The organism is Pseudonocardia sp. 73-21, from assembly GCF_001899645.1.
Lineage (GTDB): Bacteria > Actinomycetota > Actinomycetes > Mycobacteriales > Pseudonocardiaceae > Pseudonocardia.
Map to the genome: position 1 here is coordinate 21,265 of NZ_MKVV01000064.1, position 20,873 is coordinate 42,137.

At 73.5% G+C, this 20,873-nt stretch carries 22 protein-coding genes and 1 pseudogene (1 of these 23 running past the window's edge); 7 read left to right on the forward strand and 16 right to left on the reverse strand.

Features of this window, described 5'->3' with window-relative positions:
• Nucleotides 1–258: 258 nt before the first annotated feature.
• Nucleotides 259–1,338: a class II fructose-bisphosphatase gene (gene glpX / locus BGP03_RS21255; RefSeq protein WP_296371469.1), complete on the reverse strand. Its 1,080-nt coding sequence runs from the start codon at nucleotides 1,336–1,338 to the stop codon at nucleotides 259–261.
• Nucleotides 1,339–1,465: 127 nt separating this feature from the next.
• On the opposite strand from glpX, the gene BGP03_RS21260 reads away from it, so the two are divergent.
• Together BGP03_RS21260 and BGP03_RS21265 are read left to right on the forward strand one after the other, a co-directional pair.
• Entirely contained in the window at nucleotides 1,466–2,074 is a 609-nt protein-coding gene (locus BGP03_RS21260) for a DUF4245 domain-containing protein (RefSeq protein WP_296371466.1), read from the forward strand.
• A 94-nt stretch (nucleotides 2,075–2,168) separates the two neighbouring features.
• A complete protein-coding gene (locus tag BGP03_RS21265) occupies nucleotides 2,169–2,537 on the forward strand; it encodes a YdeI/OmpD-associated family protein (RefSeq protein ID WP_298799291.1) in 369 nt (122 codons plus the stop codon).
• Nucleotides 2,538–2,801: 264 nt separating this feature from the next.
• On the opposite strand, the gene BGP03_RS21270 is transcribed toward BGP03_RS21265, so the two are convergent.
• The 3 genes from BGP03_RS21270 to BGP03_RS21280 are packed head-to-tail and all read right to left on the reverse strand — an operon-like array spanning nucleotide 2,802 to nucleotide 5,625.
• Nucleotides 2,802–3,017, reverse strand: a complete 216-nt coding sequence (locus tag BGP03_RS21270) for an exodeoxyribonuclease VII small subunit (protein ID WP_296371576.1) — start codon at nucleotides 3,015–3,017, stop codon at nucleotides 2,802–2,804.
• A gap of 14 nt (nucleotides 3,018–3,031) precedes the next feature.
• The gene (gene xseA / locus BGP03_RS21275; protein ID WP_298799290.1) at nucleotides 3,032–4,276 is read right to left on the reverse strand and encodes an exodeoxyribonuclease VII large subunit; all 1,245 of its coding nucleotides are present in this window, start codon (nucleotides 4,274–4,276) and stop codon (nucleotides 3,032–3,034) included.
• Nucleotides 4,273–5,625: a lipid droplet-associated protein gene (locus tag BGP03_RS21280; protein WP_298799289.1), complete on the reverse strand. Its 1,353-nt coding sequence runs from the start codon at nucleotides 5,623–5,625 to the stop codon at nucleotides 4,273–4,275. The genes xseA and BGP03_RS21280 overlap by 4 nt, the downstream gene beginning before the upstream one ends.
• Nucleotides 5,626–5,744: 119 nt before the next feature.
• Here BGP03_RS21280 and BGP03_RS21285 point away from each other — a divergent pair, with 119 nt between their 5' ends.
• Nucleotides 5,745–6,710 carry a 4-hydroxy-3-methylbut-2-enyl diphosphate reductase gene (locus BGP03_RS21285; RefSeq protein ID WP_296371454.1) on the forward strand — a complete coding sequence of 322 codons (966 nt, stop codon included), beginning with the start codon at nucleotides 5,745–5,747 and terminating at the stop codon, nucleotides 6,708–6,710.
• Here BGP03_RS21285 and BGP03_RS21290 read toward each other — a convergent pair.
• The 4 genes from BGP03_RS21290 to BGP03_RS21305 all read right to left on the reverse strand — a co-directional run bounded on the left by BGP03_RS21290 (nucleotide 6,634) and on the right by BGP03_RS21305 (nucleotide 10,901).
• On the reverse strand, nucleotides 6,634–7,113 hold the full coding sequence (locus BGP03_RS21290; protein ID WP_296371453.1) for a DUF6542 domain-containing protein: 480 nt from the start codon (nucleotides 7,111–7,113) through the stop codon (nucleotides 6,634–6,636). The genes BGP03_RS21285 and BGP03_RS21290 overlap by 77 nt on opposite strands.
• Before the next feature lie 191 nt (nucleotides 7,114–7,304).
• Nucleotides 7,305–8,807 carry a DNA recombination protein RmuC gene (locus BGP03_RS21295; RefSeq protein ID WP_296371451.1) on the reverse strand — a complete coding sequence of 501 codons (1,503 nt, stop codon included), beginning with the start codon at nucleotides 8,805–8,807 and terminating at the stop codon, nucleotides 7,305–7,307.
• Between the two features lie 109 nt (nucleotides 8,808–8,916).
• A complete protein-coding gene (locus tag BGP03_RS21300) occupies nucleotides 8,917–9,414 on the reverse strand; it encodes a methylated-DNA--[protein]-cysteine S-methyltransferase (protein WP_298799288.1) in 498 nt (165 codons plus the stop codon).
• Nucleotides 9,411–10,901 (reverse strand): AlkA N-terminal domain-containing protein, encoded by a 1,491-nt coding sequence (locus tag BGP03_RS21305; protein ID WP_298799287.1) that lies wholly within the window; start codon nucleotides 10,899–10,901, stop codon nucleotides 9,411–9,413. Before BGP03_RS21305 ends, BGP03_RS21300 begins: the two co-directional genes overlap by 4 nt.
• Before the next feature lie 493 nt (nucleotides 10,902–11,394).
• On the opposite strand from BGP03_RS21305, the gene ychF reads away from it, so the two are divergent.
• The gene (gene ychF, locus BGP03_RS21310; RefSeq protein WP_296371445.1) at nucleotides 11,395–12,468 is read left to right on the forward strand and encodes a redox-regulated ATPase YchF; all 1,074 of its coding nucleotides are present in this window, start codon (nucleotides 11,395–11,397) and stop codon (nucleotides 12,466–12,468) included.
• On the opposite strand, the gene BGP03_RS21315 is transcribed toward ychF, so the two are convergent.
• Together BGP03_RS21315 and BGP03_RS21320 are read right to left on the reverse strand one after the other, a co-directional pair.
• Nucleotides 12,469–13,275: a MarR family transcriptional regulator gene (locus BGP03_RS21315; RefSeq protein WP_298799286.1), complete on the reverse strand. Its 807-nt coding sequence runs from the start codon at nucleotides 13,273–13,275 to the stop codon at nucleotides 12,469–12,471. It abuts the gene before it with no gap.
• A 75-nt stretch (nucleotides 13,276–13,350) separates the two neighbouring features.
• Nucleotides 13,351–13,891, reverse strand: a pseudogene (locus tag BGP03_RS21320) (transcriptional regulator); the annotation flags it as partial.
• Between the two features lie 1,087 nt (nucleotides 13,892–14,978).
• On the opposite strand from BGP03_RS21320, the gene BGP03_RS36015 reads away from it, so the two are divergent.
• On the forward strand, nucleotides 14,979–15,410 hold the full coding sequence (locus tag BGP03_RS36015; RefSeq protein ID WP_363094221.1) for an aminoglycoside phosphotransferase family protein: 432 nt from the start codon (nucleotides 14,979–14,981) through the stop codon (nucleotides 15,408–15,410).
• Here BGP03_RS36015 and BGP03_RS21330 read toward each other — a convergent pair.
• A complete protein-coding gene (locus BGP03_RS21330) occupies nucleotides 15,379–16,257 on the reverse strand; it encodes an aldo/keto reductase (RefSeq protein ID WP_296371439.1) in 879 nt (292 codons plus the stop codon). The two genes, BGP03_RS36015 and BGP03_RS21330, sit on opposite strands and share 32 nt — an antisense overlap.
• Nucleotides 16,258–16,337: 80 nt before the next feature.
• Between BGP03_RS21330 and BGP03_RS21335 the strand changes: the two genes are divergently transcribed.
• Nucleotides 16,338–16,913, forward strand: a complete 576-nt coding sequence (locus BGP03_RS21335; RefSeq protein WP_298799285.1) for a TetR/AcrR family transcriptional regulator — start codon at nucleotides 16,338–16,340, stop codon at nucleotides 16,911–16,913.
• Nucleotides 16,914–17,130: 217 nt separating this feature from the next.
• On the opposite strand, the gene BGP03_RS21340 is transcribed toward BGP03_RS21335, so the two are convergent.
• Together BGP03_RS21340 and BGP03_RS21345 are read right to left on the reverse strand one after the other, a co-directional pair.
• Nucleotides 17,131–17,334 carry a cold-shock protein gene (locus BGP03_RS21340; RefSeq protein ID WP_296371436.1) on the reverse strand — a complete coding sequence of 68 codons (204 nt, stop codon included), beginning with the start codon at nucleotides 17,332–17,334 and terminating at the stop codon, nucleotides 17,131–17,133.
• 181 nt (nucleotides 17,335–17,515) lie between these two features.
• Complete coding sequence (locus BGP03_RS21345) at nucleotides 17,516–18,574, reverse strand: 3-deoxy-7-phosphoheptulonate synthase (RefSeq protein ID WP_298799284.1); 1,059 nt, start codon at nucleotides 18,572–18,574, stop codon at nucleotides 17,516–17,518.
• Nucleotides 18,575–18,852: 278 nt separating this feature from the next.
• Between BGP03_RS21345 and BGP03_RS21350 the strand changes: the two genes are divergently transcribed.
• A complete protein-coding gene (locus BGP03_RS21350; RefSeq protein ID WP_296371432.1) occupies nucleotides 18,853–19,062 on the forward strand; it encodes a hypothetical protein in 210 nt (69 codons plus the stop codon).
• Here the strand turns inward: BGP03_RS21350 and BGP03_RS21355 are convergent.
• From BGP03_RS21355 to BGP03_RS21365, 3 genes are all read right to left on the reverse strand, one after another.
• Nucleotides 19,034–19,327, reverse strand: a complete 294-nt coding sequence (locus BGP03_RS21355; protein WP_296371430.1) for a 4a-hydroxytetrahydrobiopterin dehydratase — start codon at nucleotides 19,325–19,327, stop codon at nucleotides 19,034–19,036. The genes BGP03_RS21350 and BGP03_RS21355 overlap by 29 nt on opposite strands.
• 117 nt (nucleotides 19,328–19,444) lie before the next feature.
• Nucleotides 19,445–20,275 carry an ABC transporter permease subunit gene (locus tag BGP03_RS21360; RefSeq protein ID WP_296371428.1) on the reverse strand — a complete coding sequence of 277 codons (831 nt, stop codon included), beginning with the start codon at nucleotides 20,273–20,275 and terminating at the stop codon, nucleotides 19,445–19,447.
• Nucleotides 20,272–20,873: the 3' portion of an ABC transporter ATP-binding protein gene (locus tag BGP03_RS21365; protein WP_299737219.1), read on the reverse strand. The gene runs 340 nt beyond the window's last position; 602 of the gene's 942 nt are visible here — the last part of the coding sequence; its start codon lies beyond the right edge, outside the window — the gene reads right to left on this strand; the stop codon is at nucleotides 20,272–20,274. The genes BGP03_RS21360 and BGP03_RS21365 overlap by 4 nt, the downstream gene beginning before the upstream one ends.

Sequence of the window (20,873 nt, forward strand, 5' to 3'; positions counted from 1 at the left end):
CCGTGACCCCCGTGACCCCCGTGCTGCCGCTGGTGGCCGCCCCGGCCGCGCCGACCGTCAGCAGGCCGGCGGCCGCCAGTGCGACGACGACGAGCGTCCCCCGAGATCTCCGCATGAGGCCTCCCGCCGCTGCTCACCCGATGTGACCGGGACGGCCCCCGGTACCGGTCAGCTGATCATCCGCGTACCGCGTACCGGTCATTCCGGGCAAGGTCCGCCGCTCTCACGATTCGATCACGGAGCGCGAGCGGGTCACCCCTACGGGAGCGGCGGGATGGACTCCAGGTCGCCGGCGAGGTGCTCGTCGGAGAGGTCGAAGTCCACGGCGGAGTACTCGCGCAGCTTCGTCAGCCGGTGGTAGCCGTCGATCATGCGGACGGTGCCGGACTTGGAGCGCATCACGATCGACTGTGTCGTGCATCCACCCGGTGAGTAGTGCACGCCCTTCAGCAGGTCGCCGTCGGTGATGCCGGTGGCGCAGAAGAACACGTTGTCGCTGCGCACGAGCTCGTCGGCGGTGAGCACGCGGTCGAGATCGTGGCCCGCGGCGACGGCCTTGGCCCGCTCCGCGTCGTCGGTGGGCCACAGCCGACCCTGCATCGCCCCGCCCATGCACTTCAGCGCCGCCGCGGTGATGATCCCCTCGGGCGTGCCGCCGATGCCGTAGAGCATGTCGACGCCCGTGCCGGGGCGCGCCGCGGAGATCGCGCCGGCGACGTCGCCGTCGGAGAGGAAGTGGATGCGCGCGCCGGTGCGGCGGATCTCCGTGACGAGACCGTCGTGACGGGGCCGGTCCAGCACGCACACGGTGACGTCCGTGACGTGGAGTCCCTTCGCCTTCGCGACCCGCCTGATGTTCTCCGCGACGGGGGCGGTGAGGTCGATGACGTCGGCGGCCTCCGGTCCGACCGCGAGCTTCTCCATGTAGAAGACGGCCGACGGGTCGAACATCGCGCCGCGCTCGGCCACGGCGAGCACGGCCACGGCGTTGGGCATGCCCTTGGCCATGAGGGTGGTGCCGTCGATCGGGTCGACCGCCACGTCGCACCATGGGCCCTCGCCGTTGCCCACCTCCTCGCCGTTGTAGAGCATCGGCGCCTCGTCCTTCTCGCCCTCGCCGATCACCACGACGCCGCGCATGGACACGCTGCCGACGAGCTGGCGCATGGCGTCGACCGCCGCGCCGTCGCCGCCGATCTTGTCGCCGCGGCCGACCCAGCGACCGGCGGCCATCGCGGCGGCCTCGGTGACGCGCACGAGCTCCATCGCGAGGTTGCGGTCGGGTGCCTCGCGGCGGCGGTTGCCGTTGCTGGCGCTCGGGGGTGTCGTCTCGGACATCTCGGCCTCCCTGATGATGGCGGAAGAGCGCGGCCGGGGCCGGCGGGGGATGAGGTGATCCTCGCAGATCGCCCGGTCCTGCGGTGCATTCCGAGCCTGAGACGAAGCCGACTGGGATACTGGCGGAGTGACCGCATCCGACCCGCCCCCGATGGCCAAACCACCACGCGGTGCGCTGCGCGTCAAGGACATGGTGGCCGCGATCGGGGTCATGCTGCTGGTCGTCCTGGTGATCGGCGGGCTGTCGCGCGGCTTCGGCTTCGCCCCGGGCGGGCCCACCGTGGACCCCACCGGCATCCCCGTCGTCGACGCCCCGGCGCAGCTGCGGGGCCTGGCGTCCTCGGTGTCGTTCCCGCTGCGGGTGCCGGCGACACCGGCCGGATGGCGCTCCAACTCCGTCGCCGAGGACCGGGTGGTGGGCACCGACCGCACCGACGTCCGCGTCGGGTACCTCACCGGGGCGAGCCAGTACCTGCAGCTCGTGCAGACCGACGCCACGGAGGACGCCCTCCTCGCGGCGCAGCCGGGCGCTCGCGCGCTCGCCGCGCAGGGCCCGGAGACCGTCGCGGGGCAGCAGTGGGTGGTCTACGGCGCCGAGCCGGCCGAGCCGATCTGGATCGCCGACCTCGCCACCCCCGGCGGGGGTTCGGTGCGCGTGCTGATCAGCGGCAGCGGTGCGGCGCAGGACTACCGCACCCTGGCCGGCGCGGTGCAGGCCGGTGAGGTCCTGAAGTAGGAGGTGGCTCCGTGGTCGGCTTCCAGGCGGTCCCCGAGCCCCGGCCGCGGGGCGGCGGGATGAGCATCGGGCTGCCGTTCGACCCCGCCGTGGAATGGGCCCTCGCACGACCTACCACCTGACGGGCCGGGTGGGCGGGCGCCGGATCCGCGGAGCGGTCGGCCGCGCGGAGGCGACGCTCCGCCTCGGGCCGGTCCGGGTACGCGACGCGGATCTCACGCCGGGCGCGTCCGTCGAGGTCGTGCTCGACCTGGAAGGCCCCCAGTTCGCCACGCTGGAGGACGACCTGCGCGAGGCGATCGGGCCCGGCACGGACGCCGTTCGGTTCTTCGACGAGCTCCCCACGCACTACCGGCTCAACTTCACGCGCTGGGTGGGCGAGGCCGAACGCGCCGACACCCGCGCCCGGCGCATCGCCCGGACCGCCGAGGCGATGAGGGAGGGCCGCCGGGAGCGCCCATGATCAGCGTTTCGGTGCGGGAACGGCCAGATCCCGCCGCAGACGCGCCGAACGCCCGATCATGAGCCTGCCCCGGCGTGCCGGCGTTGCTGCTCACCGGACCGCGGAGCGGAGCCGCGGGCCCGAGATCATCGGCTCGGGACGGAGGGCCGTGCTTCGTGCGGTTCCGGGTCCCCGCGCGTCGATCACGGCGCGAGCCGCAGGGGATGGTCACCGGTTCGGGACCGGGAACCGCAGCAGAGCCGGTTGCACGTCCCGAACCGTCGATCATGGTGCACGTCGCGGCTGCGCCGCCGGAGGCCCGTCCGCCCCGTCGAGCACCTTCTGGACGCGTTCCCGGGCGCCGGCCAGCTGCTCCTCGCAACGGGTGGCCAGAGCCTCGCCGCGTTCCCACAGCGCCACCGACTCGTCGAGGCTCAGGCCGCCGCTCTCCAGTCGACGCACCACCTCGGTGAGCTCGTCGCGGGCCTGCTCGTAGCCCATCTCTGCTACCTCGGTCACCTGGTCGCCTTCCTCCTCCGGGGGACGGTGGCGGTCACCGCTCCGTCGGCCACGCGGATCCGCAGCTGCGTGCCGGGGCCCGCCTCGGTCACCGAGCGCAGCACCGGCGGGACGTCGCCGCCGTCGGGCACGATCCGCTGCACCACGGCGTAGCCGCGGGCCAGGGTCGCCGCGGGGCCGAGCGTGGTGAGCCGGGCGCGGACGTGGGCCAGGTCGGTGCCGCGCCGGTCGAGATCGCGCAGGACCGTCGCCCGGGTGGCCTCACGCAGCCGCGCCACCTGCTCGCTGTACGCGTCGATCGTGCGCATCGGCTCGGCCAGTACGGGACGGTGGCGCAACGACTCCAGCAGCCGCGCCTCACGGTCCACCCAGCCCGCCAGCGCGCGCCGCGCGCGGTCGCGCAGGCCGGAGATGCGGGCGGTCTCCTCGGCGAGGTCGGGCACCAGGCGGCGGCCCGCCTCGGTGGGGGTGGAGCAGCGCAGGTCGGCGACGTGGTCCACGAGCGGGGTGTCGGGCTCGTGGCCGATCGCCGACACCACCGGCGTGCGGCACGCGGCGACCGCGCGGCACAGCGTCTCGTCGGAGAACGGCAGGAGGTCCTCGACGCTGCCCCCGCCGCGGGCGAGCACGATCACGTCGACCTCGTGGTCGCGGTCCAGCGCCCCCAGCGCGTCGACGATCTGGGGCACGGCCAGCGCGCCCTGGGTGGCGACGTGCTCGATCCGGAACCGCACCGACGGCCAGCGCGCCGTCGCGTTCGACACGACGTCGTGCTCCGCGGCCGACGAGCGACCCGTGACGAGCCCGATGCGCCCGGGCAGGAACGGCAACCGGCGCTTGCGGGCGGGGTCGAAGAGACCCTCGGCGGCGAGCAGTTTGCGCAGCCGCTCGATGCGGGCGAGCAGCTCGCCGATGCCGACGGCGCGGATCTCGTCGACGCGCAGGCTCAGCGTGCCGCGGCCGAGGAAGAACGACGGCTTGCCGTGGACGACCACGCGGTTGCCCTCGACGACGGCCGGTCCCCCGTCGCGGACGAGCCCGACGGGTGCCGTGAGCTGCAACGACACGTCGGCGGCGGGATCGCGCAGCACCAGGAACGCCGTGCCGGTGCCGGGTCGGGAGGTGACCTGCGCGAGCTGGCCCTCCACCCACACGGCACCGAGCCGGTCGACCCACTCGGCGATCTTCCGCGCCACCGTCCGGACCGGCCAGGGCTGCTCCGGGGTGGTGGGCGCGGTCACCCTTCCTGAACCGTGGTGATCCGGTTGGACAGCATCGTGACGTAGGGCGCGCGGTCGCCGTGCGCGCTCTCCCAGGCCAGCAGCGCCTGGAGGTCGGCGAGGCTGAGGAACCGCAGCTTGCCGCGCAGCTGCGGGATCGTCATGTCGGCGTAACCGGCGAGAGCCGTCGGCTCGGCGGTCGGCGTGGTCGGGGCGGACACGGGTGTCTGGGCCTTCGGTGCGTCGGACTTCGACGTTCCGGCCCCGGGTGCTGCCGTGGCGCTTGAACCGGCCGAGGGGGCTGCGGCGGGGGTGGCGGGTCCGGTCGGGCGGGTCGGCGTCGACGCGACCGTCTCTGCCGGTGTCTCGGAAGTGGCGGGCTTCGGCGCTTCGGGCTTCGGTGTTGCGGGGTTGGGCGCTGCGGGGTTGGGCGCTGCGGGGTTGGGCGCTGCGGGGTTGGGTGCAGTGACCTCGGGCGCAGCGGCCGTCGACGCGGCGGTCGTGGACGCCGGGGACGTGGGGCCTGTGGTCGTGGACGGCGTGGCCCCGGGCGGGGTGGCCCCGGGCGGGGTGGCCCCGGGCGGGGTGGCCCCGGACGGCGCGATCTTCGTCGCCGGCGCCTTCGTTGCTGCGGGCTCGGAGGCTGGCGCCTTGGGAGCCGCGGCCTTCGACACAGCCGGCTTCGACACAGCCGGCTTCGACACAGCCGGCTTCGACACAGCCGGCTTCGACACCTCCGGCTTCGACACCTCTGCCGTCGGTGCTGCTGCCATCGGTGCTGCCGCCTTCGGCGTCGCGGGCTTCGGCGCGCCGGCCTTCGGAGCACTCGGCTTGGGAGCCGGAGCCTTGGGGGCTGCGGTCTTCGTGGCTGCGGTCTTCGGTGCTGTGGCCTTCGGTGCTGTGGCCTTCGGTGCTGTGGCCTTCGGTGCTGTGGCCTTCGGTGCTGTGGCCTTCGGCGGCACAACGGGCTTCGGCGCAGCCGGCTTCACCGGGGCGGGCTGGGGCAAAGCGGGCTTCGGTGACGGCGCCTTCGGGGCGGCCACCCGGGCCGGAGGCTGCGCGACGGGGATGCGGCCGTTGGGCGGGCGCAGCTCGGTGACGGTGCTGGAACCGTTGCGGCGCGGCGGCTCCTCGTCGTCGAACGTGGCCCAGCTCGGCTTCTCCTCGACCGGGCGCAAGGTGCCCAGCGCACGGTCGCCCTTGATGGCGAGCTCGGTGACCTTCTGCTGCACCCGCATGGTGGCCTGCAGCGCCTGGCTCACCGCCGTGACGGGGAACTCGACGACGAGGCGGGGGAGATCGCGGGCCTGGTCGACAGCGGTGGCAACGAGGCCGGCGGCGATCCGCACCGGCAGCGGCAGCGGCTTCATGCCCACAGTCTCCCCTGCCACCAGGATTGCGGCAGGTCGGGGGCACAGAGACGTCGGCACAGGGACGTCTCCGTCACGTCTCCCGGGCCCCGTCCGGCGGCCGCCCGTACATTGGGGGCATGTCCGGATCGAGCAGCAAGCGTGTCCTGCTGGCCAAGCCCCGCGGCTACTGCGCCGGTGTCGACCGGGCCGTGGAGGCCGTCGAACAGGCGCTCGAGCAGCACGGGGCGCCGGTGTACGTGCGCAAGCAGATCGTCCACAACGTCCACGTGGTCGAGACGCTCACCGAGCGCGGCGCCGTGTTCGTCGACGAGACCGACGAGGTACCCCAGGGTGCCCTCGTCGTGTTCTCCGCCCACGGCGTGTCGCCGGAGGTGCGACAGCAGGCGAAGGAGCGGGAGCTCCGCACGATCGACGCCACGTGCCCGCTGGTCACGAAGGTGCACCAGGAGGCCAAGCGGTTCGCCCGCGAGGACTACGACATCCTGCTCGTCGGCCACCACGGCCACGAGGAGGTCGAGGGCACCGCAGGCGAGGCGCCCGAGCACATCCAGCTCGTCGAGACCGCCGCCGATGTCGCGGGCGTGACCGTCCGCGATCCCGAGAAGGTGGTCTGGCTGTCGCAGACCACGCTCAGCGTCGACGAGACCATGCAGACCGTCCGCGCGCTGCGCGAGCGCTTCCCCTCACTGCAGAACCCCCCGAGCGACGACATCTGCTACGCCACGCAGAACCGCCAGGTGGCCGTGAAGGCGATGGCCCCGCAGTGCGATCTCGTGCTGGTGGTGGGCTCGAAGAACTCGTCCAACTCCGTGCGGCTGGTGGAGGTGGCGCTGCAGGCCGGCGCCGGGGCGTCGTACCTCATCGACTACGCCCGCCAGATCGACGAGGCGTGGCTCGACGGCGTCGGCACGGTCGGGGTCACCAGCGGGGCGTCGGTGCCGGAGCTGCTGGTGCGCGGCGTGGTGGAGCACCTGGCCGAGCGCGGTTGGGAGAGTGTGGAGGAGGTCACGACCGCCGAGGAGACCCTGACCTTCTCGCTTCCCCGCGAGCTGCGTCCCGCTCGGAGCCCGGCCGCGCGCTGACGCGCTCGCGCTGCACCAGGAGGCGGAACCCGCCGATCGCCACGACGATGCCGGTGACCCACGCCATCGTCGGGAAGCTGTTGACCAGTGGCGCCCCGATCACGAGCAGCCGCTCGGCGATGCCCGCGCCCGGTTTCGGGCTGCCGGCCAGCAGCACCACCACGGGAACCGCGACGGCCAGCAGCAGCGGCGGCTGCACCATCGGCCCGAACAGGCCCGACCGGCGCACCCAGGCCACGGCGAGCACGCAGCCCACCACGAAGCACACGGTGAACACGGTGCCGAGCGTCCCGGAGCGGGTGAGGTCGACGAGCACCCCGATCGCCGTGAGCACGGCGGCGAGCCCGACGGCGGCCAGCGGGGGGACGCCGAGCACCGAGGGGATGATCGAGCGCTCGGCCATCGGCCACCGGCCACCCGATCCGCCGCGCTCACGCTCGGGCGGCCGGGGCGGCGAGGTCCGGGGCGGCGAGGTCCGAGGCGGCGGGGTCCGGGCCGAAGAGGTCCGTTCCGAAGAGGTCCGTTCCGATGGCGGACGGCTCGGCGACGTCCGCGCCGTCGACGTCCGGGCGGTGCGGGGCCTCACGGGCTCGGTCATCCGTTCACGGTAGCCCGCGCGTCCCCGTCCTGGCCGTCGCCCCGCACCTCGTGCAGGGCGATCAGCGAGTCGGCGGCCGAGGCGAGCAGCTCCGGCGCGGAGATGCGGCGGGGCGCGCGTTCCACCTGCCCGGGGGAGGGCAGCTCCTCGTCCGAGACGTGCAGCTCGGTGAGCTTGCGCGCGGTGACCAGCACGCGCGCCTCCAGCGAGCTGACGGTCTGGTTGTAGCTGGTGACGGCGCCGTCGAGGCTGCGGCCCAGCTTGGCCACGTGCGTGCCCATCGTGGCCAGCCGCCCGTGCAGCTCCTTGCCGAGTTTGTGCACCTCGGCGGCGTTGCGCGCCAACGCCTCCTGGCGCCACGAGTAGGCGACGGTGCGCAGCAGCGCGATGAGCGTGGTGGGCGTGGCGATCACGACGTTGGTGGCGAACGCGTGCTCCATGAGCGACGGATCGGCCTGCAGCGCGGCCTCGAGGAACGGGTCGCCCGGGACGAACAGCACCACGAACTCCGGCGACGGCTCGAACGCGGCCCAGTAGGTCTTGGCCGACAGCTGGTCGACGTGCTGGCGCAGCTGCCGGGCGTGGGCGGTGAGGCGCTCGCGGTGCACGTCGGGGTCGTTGCTCTCGACGGCCTCCAGATACGCGGCGAACGGCACCTTCGCGTCGACGACGACCTGCTTGCCGCCGGCGAGGTGCACCACCATGTCGGGGCGCACACCGCCGTCCTCACCCTGGCCGACCACCTGCGTGGAGAAGTCGCAGTGCTCCACCATGCCGGCGAGCTGCACGATGCGCTCCAGCTGCAGCTCGCCCCAGCGGCCGCGGACCTGCGGGGCCCGCAGCGCGTTGACCAGCGACTTCGTCTCACCGCGCAGCGCGTCGGAGCTGCTGCGCATGGCGTTGACCTGCTCGCGCAGCCCCGCGTAGGCCGACTCGCGCTCCATCTCGACGGTGCGCAGCTGGCCCTCCACGCGCTGCAGCGTGGACGCCATGGGGTCGAGCAGCTTGCCGATCGCGCTGGCCCGCGCGGCGGCGTCGCCGTCGGCCTTGGCGTGCAGCGCCGCGGTGGCTTCGGAGATCCGACCCTCCGCGAGCGCCATGAACTGTGCGTTGTTGGCCGCCAGCGCGTCGGCCGAGAGCGCCTGGAACGCCTGCTTCAGCTCGACGTCGCGGCGGGTGAGCAGCTCCTCGCGCCGCGCTCCCGCCTCGCGCTCGCTGCGCAGTGCGGCCCCGGCCGCCGCGGCCTCCGACTCCGCGCGCCGCAGCCGTTCGACGGCACGGTCGTGCTCCTCGCCGAGATCCTCCAGGCGCTCCAGCAGCCCGGCGCGCTCGGCGCGCATGCCCGCAGCGTCGGCCCGCAGCATGGCCGACGCGTCGGACGCGGCCCGGGCGGCGTCGGCGACGGTGGCCCGGGCCCGCGCCGTGACGAGCGCCCAGGTGACGCCGGCCCCGATCGCCAGCCCGACGACCAGGCCGATGAGCAGCGCGGTGGTGTCCATGGATCAAGGGTGCACACGGGCACCGACAGTTTCGGTGCAGGCGCGCCGGGTGAGTCGACGAGCGGTCGAACGCTTGGTCGAGCGGAGGGGGTCGTGCGCGCACAGGGGTTCAGTGGGCCGCCTCGTGCGCCAGGAGCTTCGCCTTCACGTCCACACCCCAGCGGAAGCCGCCCATCGTGCCGTCGGTCCGCAGCACCCGGTGGCACGGCACGAACAGGGCCGCCGCGTTGCGGGCGCAGGCCGAGGCGGCCGCCCGCACCGCCGCCGGACGCCCCGACTTCGCCGCGTACTCGGTGTACGTGACGGGCGCGCCGGCCGGCACGGTGCGCAGCACGTCCCAGGCGTGCTCCAGGAACTCGCCCGAGCGCTGCCGCACCGGCACGTCGTCGATCGCCGAGAGATCGCCCGCGTGGTAGCGGGTGATGGCGTCGCCGACCGCACCGATGTCGCCCTCCACCACCGAAGCGGGCCGGATCGAGGTGTGGATCAAGGGCAGCAGGTCGTCGAGCGACGCCGTCCAGCCCGAGGCCAGGACGGCTCCGTCGACGTCGACGACGGCGGTGAACGGACCGATCGGGGTGTCCAACGTGGACCAGGTAGTGGTCATGCAGTCCTCCAGAGGTGGGTGGCGGCGTAGGACCGCCAGGGCTTCCAGTTCTCGGACCGCGCGGTGAGCCCGTCGACGTCGGACGGGAGTCCGAGCGCGGCGGCTCCGCGGCGGACCGCGAGGTCGGTGGCGAGCAGCTCGTCGGGGTCGCCGAGCAGGCGCATGGCGAGGTAGCCGGCCGTCCAGGGGCCGACGCCGGGCAGCGCGACGAGGTCGGCCCGCAGGTCGGCGGGGTCGCGGCCGGCGTCGAGCACGAGATCCCCGGAGGCGATGGCCACGCACAGCCCGACGACGGTGTCGATCCGTCGCGCGGGGCCGCGGAGCACCTCCCGTCCCCGTTCGGCGATCGTCGTGGGGGTGGGGAAGAGCAGGTCGGGGCCGTCCTGGGCGAGTTCCGGCGGCAGCCGGTCGCCGAGCGCGGCGGCCAGCCGCGACCCCGCCGTGCGGGCCGCCGCCACCGACACCTGCTGCCCGAGCACCGCGCGCAGCGCCGTCTCGGCGCCGTCGACCGTGCCGGGCAGCCGGATCCCCGGCACCGCCGCGACCCGCGGGGCGAGCGCGGGGTCCGCCCCGAGCAGCTCGTCGACGGCGACGGGATCGGCGTCGAGGTCGAGCAGCCACCGCAGGCGCGCGACCGCGGGGCCGAGGTCGCGCGGATCGGCGAGCCGCAGTGTCGCGGTGATGTGGGTCGCGGTGATGTGGGTCGCGGTGATGTGGGCAGAGCCCGTGTCCAGCTCCATCGCGGCCGTCGCGGGGCCGTGGGGCAGCCGCAGCGTGCGGCGGTACCCGCGGTCGTCCAGCTGCTCGACGCCGTCCAGCGAGCGGGCGCGGAAGAACCCGAGGAGACCCTCCGCGTCGAACGGCGGGCGGTAGGGCAGCCGCAGCACCAGCGTGCCCGCGACGGCCGGCACGCTGCCCCGCTTGCGGCCGGCCTCCGTCCGCAGCGTCGTGGGTGGCACCCCGTAGACCTCGCGGACGGTGTCGTTGAACTGCCGGACGCTCGCGAACCCCGCCGCGAACGCGATGTCGGCCATGCCGAGCGGGGTGGTCTCGATGAGCAGTCGCGCGGTGTGGGCGCGGTGGGCGCGGGCGAGGGCGAGGGGTCCGGCGCCGAGCTCGGCGGTCAGCACGCGGCCCAGCTGCCGCTCCGAGTACCCGAGCGCGGCGGCCAGCCCCGCGACGCCCGCGCGCTCGACGACACCGTCGGCGATCAGACGCATCGCGCGGGCGGCGAGGTCGGCGCGGATGTTCCAGTCGGGCGAGCCGGGCACGGCGTCGGGCAGGCAGCGGCGGCAGGCGCGGTAGCCCCGCTGCTGGGCGGCCCCCGCCGTGGGCAGGAACTCGACGTTGCCGCGCTTGGGCGTGGTGGCCGGGCAGGACGGGCGACAGTAGATCCCGGTGGTCCGGACGGCCGTGATGAAGTGGCCGTCGAACCGCGCGTCGCGGGAGGCGACGGCGCGGTAGCAACGTTCCTGGTCGAGGAGCACGAGGGCAACTCTGCCACCGCCGGTGACCGGTCTCTGGCGGAAATCGGACACGGCCGCCCGCTCATCCGCGTGACGAGGTCGCGACCGCTCATGTCGGTCAGCAGCCCTACCCGACCGGGCCGGGTCGGCTGGCCGGCAATCCGCTCGGCCGGTTCCGGCGGACGATCAGGACGGCCAGCCCGACGTACGGCCCCACGTCGAGCGAGTTCCGCCACCGCGGCGGCCCCGGCAGCAGCCACCGGATCTACGGCAGCGACGGCAGCGTCACCAGGGCGGCCGCCTACGTGGCGTCGCAGGTGGCGACGGCCGCGGGCTCCTGACGGCCCGGCGACCGCGACGAGGGCTGTTCGTCCCGGACAAGGCCGTGGGCAAGCACATCGGCCCCATCCTGGGCAAGCTCGACCTGCCCCGTCCGGCGACGACGACCGCCGCGTGCGCGCCGTGCTCGCGTACCTGCAGGCCGCCGGATGGGGCGGGACTACCCTGGTACCTCGTGTCACTCACCCTCGGGATCGTCGGCCTGCCCAACGTCGGCAAGTCGACGCTGTTCAACGCGCTCACCAACAACGATGTCCTCGCCGCGAACTACCCGTTCGCCACGATCGAGCCCAACGTCGGCGTCGTGCCCCTGCCCGACCCGCGCCTCGCCGAGCTGGCGAAGATCCACGGCTCCGTGAAGATCGTGCCGGCCGTCGTGTCGTTCGTCGACATCGCGGGCATCGTCAAGGGCGCGTCGGAGGGGGCGGGGCTGGGCAACAAGTTCCTGGCCAACATCCGCGAGTCCGACGCGATCTGCCAGGTCGTGCGCGTGTTCGACGACCCCGACGTCGTGCACGTCGACGACCGCGTCGACCCCGCCGCCGACATCGAGACGATCTCCACCGAGCTGATCCTCGCCGACCTCCAGACGCTGGAGAAGGCCGTCCCGCGCCTGACCAAGGAGGCGCGGATGCAGAAGGACCGCCGCCCCGTCCTGGAGGCCGCGGAGAAGGCCGTCGAGATCCTCAACGGCGGCACCACGCTGTTCGCCGCGGGCGTCGACAACGAGCCCCTGCGCGAGCTCACCCTGCTCACCACCAAGCCGTTCCTGTACGTCTTCAACGCCGACGAGGGCGTGCTCACCGACGACGCGAAGCGCAAGGAGCTCACGGAGCTGGTCGCGCCCGCCGAGGCCGTCTTCCTCGACGCGAAGGTGGAGTCGGAGCTGCTGGAGCTCGACGACGAGTCGGCCGCCGAGCTGCTGGAGTCGATCGGGCAGAGCGAGCCGGGCCTCACCGCGCTGGCCCACGCCGGCTTCCGCACCCTGGGCCTGCAGACCTACCTGACCGCGGGGCCGAAGGAGGCCCGGGCGTGGACGATCCACCAGGGCGACACCGCCCCCCAGGCCGCCGGCGTGATCCACACCGACTTCGAGCGCGGCTTCATCAAGGCGGAGATCGTGTCCTACGACGACCTGATCGCCGCGGGCTCGATGGCGGCGGCCAAGGCCGCGGGCAAGGTGCGCATGGAGGGCAAGGACTACGTCATGGCCGACGGGGACGTGGTGGAGTTCCGCTTCAACGTCTGATCACTGCGAACCCGCGGCCACCAGCGTCGCGGTGATCGGTTCGAGCTCGGCGACCAGCTCGGCGAGCTCGGTGGGGGACAGGGCGTCGTAGGGCGGGGCGGCGAGCTCGTCGGTGAGGTCCTCGATGCGCTGCTTGGTCGCGCGGCCGGCGTCGGTGAACCAGCCGTCGGCGTCGACGAGCCCGCGCTCGCGCAGCCCGGCCATGACCTCGGCCAGCCGCTCCTTCGGCAGGTGGTGGATGCGCCCGAACGACTCCGGCGGGTGGATGCCGTACTCCAGCGCGGAGAGCACGTGGGCCTCCGTGCCGCCGATCTGCGCTCCGAGGAGGGCGGCGACGTGCCCGTCTCCGCGGTGCTCGCGCAGCATGTTCGCGGAGTGCCACAGCCGGGTGACCGGGTCGCCCGGCACCGGCAGGGTGCGCAGCCCGGCGTACATCACCCGGCCGTTCGTCGGTGCGCTCGTCGCGGCCTTCGTCGTCAGGTCGGCGGCGCGCACCAGGCCGGCTGAGCCGGCCAGCTCGTCGCCGAGGATCCGGCGGACGGAGTTGGCGCTGCCCCGCTGCCACGCGGCGAAGGAGGTCTCCGGCGGGACCGTCTCCCACGCGCTGGGGATGTGCCGCGCGGCCTCGCCCTCGGCGAAGCTGTAGAAGGCCGCGTGCACGACCTGCGCCGGCACCCGCCCCAGCGGAGCCGCACGGCTGGCGAAGTAACCGTCCCAGTAGGTGCGGTGGCCGAGCGCGGCCATCTCCTCGTTGGCCTCGTCGGCCATGTAGGTGACCAGGCAGATCGGCTCGAGGAGCTCGAACATGCGACGGGCGGTGCTCGTGGTGGGCATACGGGTCTGACCCGCCGGGCGCGGCGGACTCATCGGTGCGCCGCGGACTCAGGAGCCCGTGTCCGCCGCCTCCGCGATACGGGCTGCGGCCCACGTGGCGAAGAGCTCGAGGCCGTCGGCGGCCTGCGTGCCGCGGGCGGCGGTGTAGATGTCGAGCTGCAGTTCCGGGTCGGCCGGCAGCTGCGTCGCCTCGACGTCGAGGTCGAGCTCACCGACGGCCGGATGCCGCAGCCGTTTGCGTCCACTGCGGTGGAACCGGATGTTCTGGGAGGCCCAGTGCCGGCGGAACAGCTCCGACTGGGTGGAGAGCTCGCCGACCAGGATGATGAGGTCCCGGTCGTGGGGGTTGCGCCCCGCCTCGAGCCGGAGCATCGCCGCCGCGTCCATCGCCATGCGGTCGAAGTCGACGAAGAACTCCCGCCCGGACGGGTCGAGGTAGAAGGAACCGGGTGGTGTCGGCGGGCCGCTTCCCGGCCGCACCGGCGACCGCGGAGTTCAGCACGGGCGAGTAGAGGGCACGCGCCAACGGGTTCGTGGCGAGAATGTCGTGGCGGGCGTTGCGCACCCACGCCGGAGCCCCGGTGACGGCGGGGAACTCGCGCACCCGGGTGCGCTGGTCGGGCGTGCGCATGCGGTCCAGGTAGGCGCGGGCGGCGACCTGTGGGGGTACTGCGTTCACCTGGAAAGCCAGGCACTGCCACCGCCGGGTCCGGCACCGCAGGGTGGACGTCGTGAGCACAACGACAGCGCCCGGGTCGGATCATCCTGTCGGTTACTTCATGATCCTGCTGAACAACAGCATCATCGTCACCAGCCCGCCGAAGATCGAGGCCTCGCTGGGATTCTCATGACCCCGTCTTCAACGGCGACGGCACGTCACAGCCGACCGTCGGGCTGGTCGTCACCCGAGACGGTACCGCCGGCCGCATCCGGCCCGGCGACACCGTCTGGACCCCGGCCGGTGAGGAGCACTGGCACGGAGGCACCGCCGACACGATGATGTGCCACTACACCATCCTCGACGCCTCCGGTGACGGCGAGGCCACCACCTGGCTCGAACCGGTCACCGACGAGCAGTACGCCACGGCCGTCGCCGACGTCTGAGACGCCGTGGCACTACTCTCGCCGCGCATGTTCCCGGCGGGGTTGTCGATGCTGTGGGAGTCGACCGATCCGGTGGACGCCCTCCGCGCCCGGTTCGGGCCCGACGGCTTCGACGACGCGGCCGGCTGGCTCGGCGCGTGTCTCGCCCGGGCCTGGGACGTCGACGTGCAGGCGTGCGACCGGATCCTGATCAGTGACAGGAACGCCATCGCGTGGGTCCACACGGGCCGGGAGATGCTGGTGGCCAAGTGGTCCTGCGACCGGAGCCGGTTCGCGACGCTGTCCGCGGTCGCCGATCTGCTCCGCGCGCTCGACGGGCAGCAGGTGCCGGTGGCGCCGCCGCTGGCGTCGGTCGACGGGCGGCACCGGGTGGTCGTCGACTCCGGTCCGTCGCCGCTGTCGGTGATGGTGCAGCCCTGCGTCGACGGCGACCTGCTCGACGTCGCCGACCTCGCCGCGGTCCGCAACGCCGGTGCCTGCCTCGCGTCCCTGCACCACGCCCTGGCGGCCCACCGGGACGACCGGCCGGCTGCGGCCGCCCCCGTCGACCTGCGGCAGCGGGTGGAGCGGTGGTGGGAACGGGGCGGTGCCGGGAAGGCCCCGGCGGCGTCGGCGAGGCGGCGGAAGATGATGGCGGGACTTCCCCGATCGACGGACGGCCGCAACTGGTCCACGGCGACTACCGCGCCTCCAACATCCTCACGGCCGGCCCGGAGATCCGTGCCGTCATCGACTTCGACGAGGTCAGGTGGGACCACCGCATCACCGACGTCGCCAACGCGTTCGTCCGGCTCGGCACCCACTTCGCTGGCGGCCCACCCCGGCCCAGGCCCGTGTCGACTTCCTGGAGGGGTACCGGTCGGTGCGGCCGCTCACCCCGCTCGAACACCGGTGGCTCGACGTGGTCGTGCTCTGGTACGGCATCGGGGCCATCCCGGCGGGTGATGATCCGGCCGGATGGGCGGACGCCCTCTAGCCCAGCGGTACCTCGGCCGACCGCGTGACGACCGCGTCGAGGCTCGCGAGCTGCTCCTCGTCGAACGTGATGGTGCCGGCGGCCGTGTTCGCCTCGAGGTGGCCGACGTCCGCGGTGCCCGGGATGAGCAGCACGTTCGTGGCGTGGTGCAGCAGCCAGGCCAGGCCGACCTGCGACGGGGTGACCCCGAGCGACTCCGCCACGGCCTGGACCGCCGGCTCGTCGGTGACCTTCGGGACGCCGGGGAACGCGCCGCCGAGCGGGAAGAACGGCACCCAGGCGATCCCCTCCGCGGCGCAGAGCGCGAGCATCTCCTCGTCGCTGCGGGTGACGAGGCTGTAGGCGTTCTGGACGCAGACGATGCCCGCGGGGAGCCCCTGCCGCAGCCCGTCCAGCGTCACGCTGCTCAGCCCGATTCCGCCGATCTTGCCCTCGTCGCGCATGGCGACCATGACGGCGAGCTGGTCGTCGATGTCCACGACCTGGTCCCCTTCGGCGCGCAGGCCGGGGCCGGTGTCGAGGCGCCGCAGGTTCACGACCGGGATCCGGTCGAGGCCGAGGCTGCGCAGGTTGTCCTCGACGCTGGCCCGCAGCTGCTCGGGCCGCTGGGCGGGGCGCAGCGGGACGGGGCCGTCCCGGTCGGGATCGGCGCCGACCTTGCTCACGACCAGCACGTCGTCGTAGGGGTGGAGGGCCTCGCGGAGGAGTCCGTTGACGAAGCCGTCGCCGTAGAACTCGGCGGTGTCGACGTGGTCGATGCCGAGCTCGACCGCGCGCTGCAGGAGCGCGATCGCCGCGGCGCGGTCGTCGTGCAGGCGTTCGAGCTGCATCGCGCCGTACCCGATGCGCGACACGGTGGTGATGGTGGGAGTCATCGTCGGCCGTCCTGTGCGATCCTGGTAGAAGCGGAGGTGCCTCCGCTCTCGACCGTAGCACTAACGGAGGGACCTCCGCTTTGCGTGCCGACGCGCAGCGCAACCGCGACACCCTGGTCGCGGTGGCGCGGGCTGCCTTCACCGCCGCCGACGACACCGTCCCGCTCGAGGGCATCGCGCGCGACGCCGGCGTCGGGATCGGCACGCTCTACCGCCACTTCCCGACACGTGAGTCGCTCGTGGAGGCGGCCTACGCGGCCGAGCTCGACGACGTCGTGGCGAGCGCGGGCGACCTGCTCGACCGGCTCGCCCCCGACGTCGCGCTCCGGGCCTGGATGGACCGCTACGCGGAGTTCGTCGCCACGAAGCGCGGGATGCTGGACACGCTGCGCGCCGGCTGGGCGTCGGGCCGGCTCGCGACCCCGACCACGCGGGAGCGCATCACCGGCGCGATCGCCACGATCCTCGCGGCGGGGGCCCAGGCGGGTTCGCTGCGAGCGGACGTGGATCCCGACGACGTCACCGCGATGATGCTCGGAGTGTTCCTGTCGACGGCGAGCGGCCCTTCGGACCAGACGCGACGGCTGCTCGACCTCGTCGCCGACGCGCTGACGGCCCCGGGCCACGCCGGCTCGGTGGCGATCGACGAGCGGTAGCCGCCGGCCGGGTCACTCCTCGTCCGCCACCGATCGATCGAATGCCCGTTTCGGCACTTCTGATGAACCTGTCCACAGCTGTGGAACGTGCCGGAGCCGGTTACCGAAATCTCTCGTGACGCGAGGAACCGGGGGAACCGTGATGGGTGTAGGCCCGGTAACGACGGGAGCCCGTCTCCCCCGAGGGGGAGACGGGCTCCGTGTCGTGGAACGACGATCAGACGACGCGCACGCCCTGGGCCTGCGGGCCCTTCTGGCCCTGGCCGATCTCGAACTCCACTCGCTGCCCCTCGTCGAGGCTGCGGAATCCGCTGCCGTCGATCTCGGAGTAGTGGACGAAGACGTCAGCGCCGCCCCCGTCGACGGAGATGAAGCCGTAGCCCTTCTCCCCGTTGAACCACTTCACGGTTCCCTGTGCCATGCAACTGCTCCCTGCAGGTGGTGATGGGGCCCGCACCGTGCGGTCCCCGGCCTTCCCGTTCTGGCGAGCGTGATCACACGACACCTGAAACTACGGCCGACCGATGAAACTCTCGCATGCCCCGGATGGTTCCCGTAAGCGGGTACCGCCTGTGAGTTTCCAGATCGTCGATCCGGATCGATCAACGGCGCGCCGCGACGGCTCCCGCCAGTTCGTCGAGCAGGGCCGCGGTGGTGTCCCAGTCCATGCACGAGTCGGTGACGCTCTGGCCGTAGATCATGTCCGCACCGACGTCCTGCCGGCCCGCGACCAGGAAGCTCTCCAGCATCACCCCGGCGACGCCCCGTTCGCCGGCCGCGATCCGGGCGGCGATCTCGCGCGTCACCGCGGCCTGGCGGACGTGGTCCTTGCCGCTGTTGCCGTGGCTCGCGTCGACGACGACGCGCTCCGGCAGGCCGGCCCTGCGCAGGGCCGCGAGCGTGCTGTCGACGGAGGCGGCGTCGTGGTTGGGACCGGTGGCACCGCCGCGCAGGATGACGTGCGCGTCGGGGTTGCCCGCGGTGGTGACCAGAGCGGCGACCCCGTCGTGGTCGATGCCCATGAACACGTGGCTCGCCCCGGCCGCGCCGACGCCGTCGACCGCCACCTGGACGTCACCGTCGGTGGGGTTCTTGATGCCGACGGGCATCGACAGCGCGCTGCACAGCTGCCGGTGCACCTGGCTCGCGGCCGTGCGGGCCCCGATGGCGCCCCAGGTGACGACGTCGGCGAGGAACTGCGGGGTGATGGGGTCGAGGAACTCGCAGCCCACCGGCAGCCCCAGCGCGATGATGTCGAGCAGCAGCGCGCGGGCCGTGCGCAGGCCCGTGTTGACGTCGTAGGTGCCGTCGAGGCCGGGGTCGTTGATCAGACCCTTCCAGCCCACCGTGGACCGCGGCTTCTCGAAGTACGTGCGCATGACGACGCACAGCTCGCCGGAGAGCATGTCGGCGTGGGCGGCGAGGCGGTGGGCGTAGTCGAGGGCGGCGGCGGGTTCGTGGATCGAGCAGGGGCCGACGACGACCACGAGGCGGTCGTCGCGGCCGTCCAGGACCTCGACGACGTCACGGCGGGAACTGGTGACCGTGGAGGCGATGCGCGGTTCGACCGGCAGCTCGGCGCGCAGCGATGCGGGGGAGACCAGCGGGCTGATCTTCGCCGTGCGCTGCTCGTCCAACGCCGCGGGGGCGGTCAGAGGCATGACGGGGGGGCCTTTCGTTGTGCCGAACCACCGCGCCGAGCAATCTCCGAGCCGGTGGGGATCCGGCTCGGGAGTGGGGAGTCAGCGCAGCGTTTCGCCCGCCGACCCGTTCCGGGCCGGTGACGTAAACCAGTACTGGTGCTGCACGGCGGCGACTCTAGCAGTGCCCGTCCGGCCTACCTCGTTCTGATGAAACCGGACGGCTCGTGTTACCGGAACGGGTGCCGGCGACGAGGTCTGCAGTGTCCCGTCACCACATCAGTACGAGGAGTCACCGGATGGCGAACGCACTCCGCTGCCGCTGCGGCCACGACGCCGACGTCCACGAGCACTTCCGGGCGGGCCGTGACTGCGGCATCTGCGCCGACTGCCGCCGCTTCACCAGCGCCGATCCCGAGCCGGTCGTGCTGGCCGGGGTGGCCTGGAACCGGCTCCGCACCCCGATCGGCGAAGCCCCCGTCAGCCCGCTGCGGACACCTGTTCGCTGATCGACGCGGCGAGCGCGGTGTCGAGGTCGGTGATCCCGCCCTCGGAGTGCGTGGAGCAGCGGAACGTGAGCGTGCGCCAGCGGATGTCGATGTCCGGGTGGTGGTCACGGTCCTCGGCGATCTCCGCGACGCGGTCCACCACGGTGATCGCGGCCGGGAACGAGGGCAGCACCGCGACGAGCACGAGCGCATCCCCCTCCCGTGTCCAGCCCGGGAGCTCACGGAGCGCGGCGGTGACGGCGTCGTCGTCGAGAAGCTGAGGCATGGGGCCATCCTGCCCGCCCCACCCGCGAGTCGGGGTATGGATGCGCACGAGTCGGGCTGTGAGTGGGCCGGGGGACTGCGACTCGCGAGTGGAGGCCGCGACTCGCGGGGTGGTGGGTCAGGCGTCGCGGCGGAGCATCCGGTAGGTCGTGAGGCCCGCGCCGACCGCGAGGTAGCAGAGGGCGCGCCAGGTGCTCTCCAGCAGGCCGCCCAGGGGCAGGGGATCGCGCAGGGCGTCGGCGCCCGCGCCCCAGCCGGACGTGAGCAGGTAGGGCTGCAGCCAGTTGAGCGACGGGATCGCGCCCAGCACGCCGAACACGATCAGCCCGCCCAGCACCGACGCGAGGACGACCAGCGGGTGCTCGGTGAACGCCGAGATCGCCAGCGCGATCGCCCCCACCGCCGCGAGCTGGACGACGGCCCACACCACGACCAACGCGACCCGGCCGAGCGCACCGCCCAGGCCGACCGACGTGCCCGAGAGCGTGACGAGCTGCCCGTCGGCGCCGCCGACCACCACCAGCCCGGCGACGACACCGACCACCGCGATCACCAGCGTGGCGAGCGCCGCGACGACGAGCACCCCGAACGCCTTCATCACGACCAGCCGCAGCCGGCCGACGGGGGCGATCAGCAGGCCGCGCAGGGTGCCGCTGGCGGTCTCGCCGGCGATGGCGTCCGCCGCGGCCATGGCGACGGCCAGCGGCAGCAGCAGCGTGAGCGACAGGGTGATCGCGGCGATGGGCAGGACGAGCCCGTTGCCGCCGATCTGCCCGATCAGCCCGGCGCCGGGGCGGCTGCCCGCCACCGCGACGCCGATCGAGATCAGGACCGGGACCAGCGCGAACACACCGAGCATCACCAGCGTGCGGGGCCGGCGGAGCACCCAGCGCAGCTCGGCGCCGAGCAGCCGGCCCAAGGGGGCCGCGGTGGCCGTTGCGGTGGTCACGTCTCCTCCGTCAGCCGTGCGAAGAGCTCCTCGAGGTTGGCGCGGGTGCGCCGGGCCTCGTGCACCGCGACGCCGGCGCGCACGAGCAGCGCGACGACGTCGGGGGTGGGCGGGCCGTCCCGGACGACGACGGCCGGTTCGGCCCCCTCCGCCCGGTAGGCGGTGGCGCCGGCCTCGCGCAGGGTGCGCAGGGCCAGGTCGACGTCCGGCGTGGCGACGACGAGGCCACCGCTGCCGGAGTCGAGCAGGGTCGACAGCTCCCCGGTGGCCACCAGCGACCCGGTCTGCAGGACGGCCACGTGCGTGCAGGTGGCCTCGACCTCGGCCAGCAGGTGCGACGACAGCACCACCGTGGCGCCGGCGGCGTGCAGCTCGGCGATGATCCCCCGCACGTCACGGGTGCCGGCGGGGTCGAGCCCGTTGGTCGGTTCGTCGAGTACGACGAGCCGGCGGGGGATGAGCAGCGCGGAGGCCAGTCCGAGGCGCTGCTTCATGCCGAGCGAGTAGCCGCGGAACCGGCGGTCGGCGGCCGCGGCCAGGCCGACCCGTTCCAGCGCCGCGTCGACCGCCGCCGGGATCTCCCGCGACGCGAGAAGCG

Excerpts from the sequence above, each read along its gene's own strand:
- glpX (WP_296371469.1), bottom strand. The coding sequence starts at position 1,338 with ATGTCCGAGACGACACCCCCGAGCGCCAGCAACGGCAACCGCCGCCGC.
- BGP03_RS21265 (WP_298799291.1), top strand. The coding sequence starts at position 2,169 with ATGGGCCCTCGCACGACCTACCACCTGACGGGCCGGGTGGGCGGGCGC.
- BGP03_RS21270 (WP_296371576.1), bottom strand. The coding sequence starts at position 3,017 with ATGGGCTACGAGCAGGCCCGCGACGAGCTCACCGAGGTGGTGCGTCGA.
- BGP03_RS21280 (WP_298799289.1), bottom strand. The coding sequence starts at position 5,625 with ATGAAGCCGCTGCCGCTGCCGGTGCGGATCGCCGCCGGCCTCGTTGCC.
- BGP03_RS21285 (WP_296371454.1), top strand. The coding sequence starts at position 5,745 with ATGTCCGGATCGAGCAGCAAGCGTGTCCTGCTGGCCAAGCCCCGCGGC.
- BGP03_RS21290 (WP_296371453.1), bottom strand. The coding sequence starts at position 7,113 with ATGGCCGAGCGCTCGATCATCCCCTCGGTGCTCGGCGTCCCCCCGCTG.
- BGP03_RS21295 (WP_296371451.1), bottom strand. The coding sequence starts at position 8,807 with ATGGACACCACCGCGCTGCTCATCGGCCTGGTCGTCGGGCTGGCGATC.
- BGP03_RS21300 (WP_298799288.1), bottom strand. The coding sequence starts at position 9,414 with ATGACCACTACCTGGTCCACGTTGGACACCCCGATCGGTCCGTTCACC.
- BGP03_RS21315 (WP_298799286.1), bottom strand. The coding sequence starts at position 13,275 with ATGTTCGAGCTCCTCGAGCCGATCTGCCTGGTCACCTACATGGCCGAC.
- BGP03_RS21330 (WP_296371439.1), bottom strand. The coding sequence starts at position 16,257 with ATGACTCCCACCATCACCACCGTGTCGCGCATCGGGTACGGCGCGATG.
- BGP03_RS21340 (WP_296371436.1), bottom strand. The coding sequence starts at position 17,334 with ATGGCACAGGGAACCGTGAAGTGGTTCAACGGGGAGAAGGGCTACGGC.
- BGP03_RS21345 (WP_298799284.1), bottom strand. The coding sequence starts at position 18,574 with ATGCCTCTGACCGCCCCCGCGGCGTTGGACGAGCAGCGCACGGCGAAG.
- BGP03_RS21350 (WP_296371432.1), top strand. The coding sequence starts at position 18,853 with ATGGCGAACGCACTCCGCTGCCGCTGCGGCCACGACGCCGACGTCCAC.
- BGP03_RS21355 (WP_296371430.1), bottom strand. The coding sequence starts at position 19,327 with ATGCCTCAGCTTCTCGACGACGACGCCGTCACCGCCGCGCTCCGTGAG.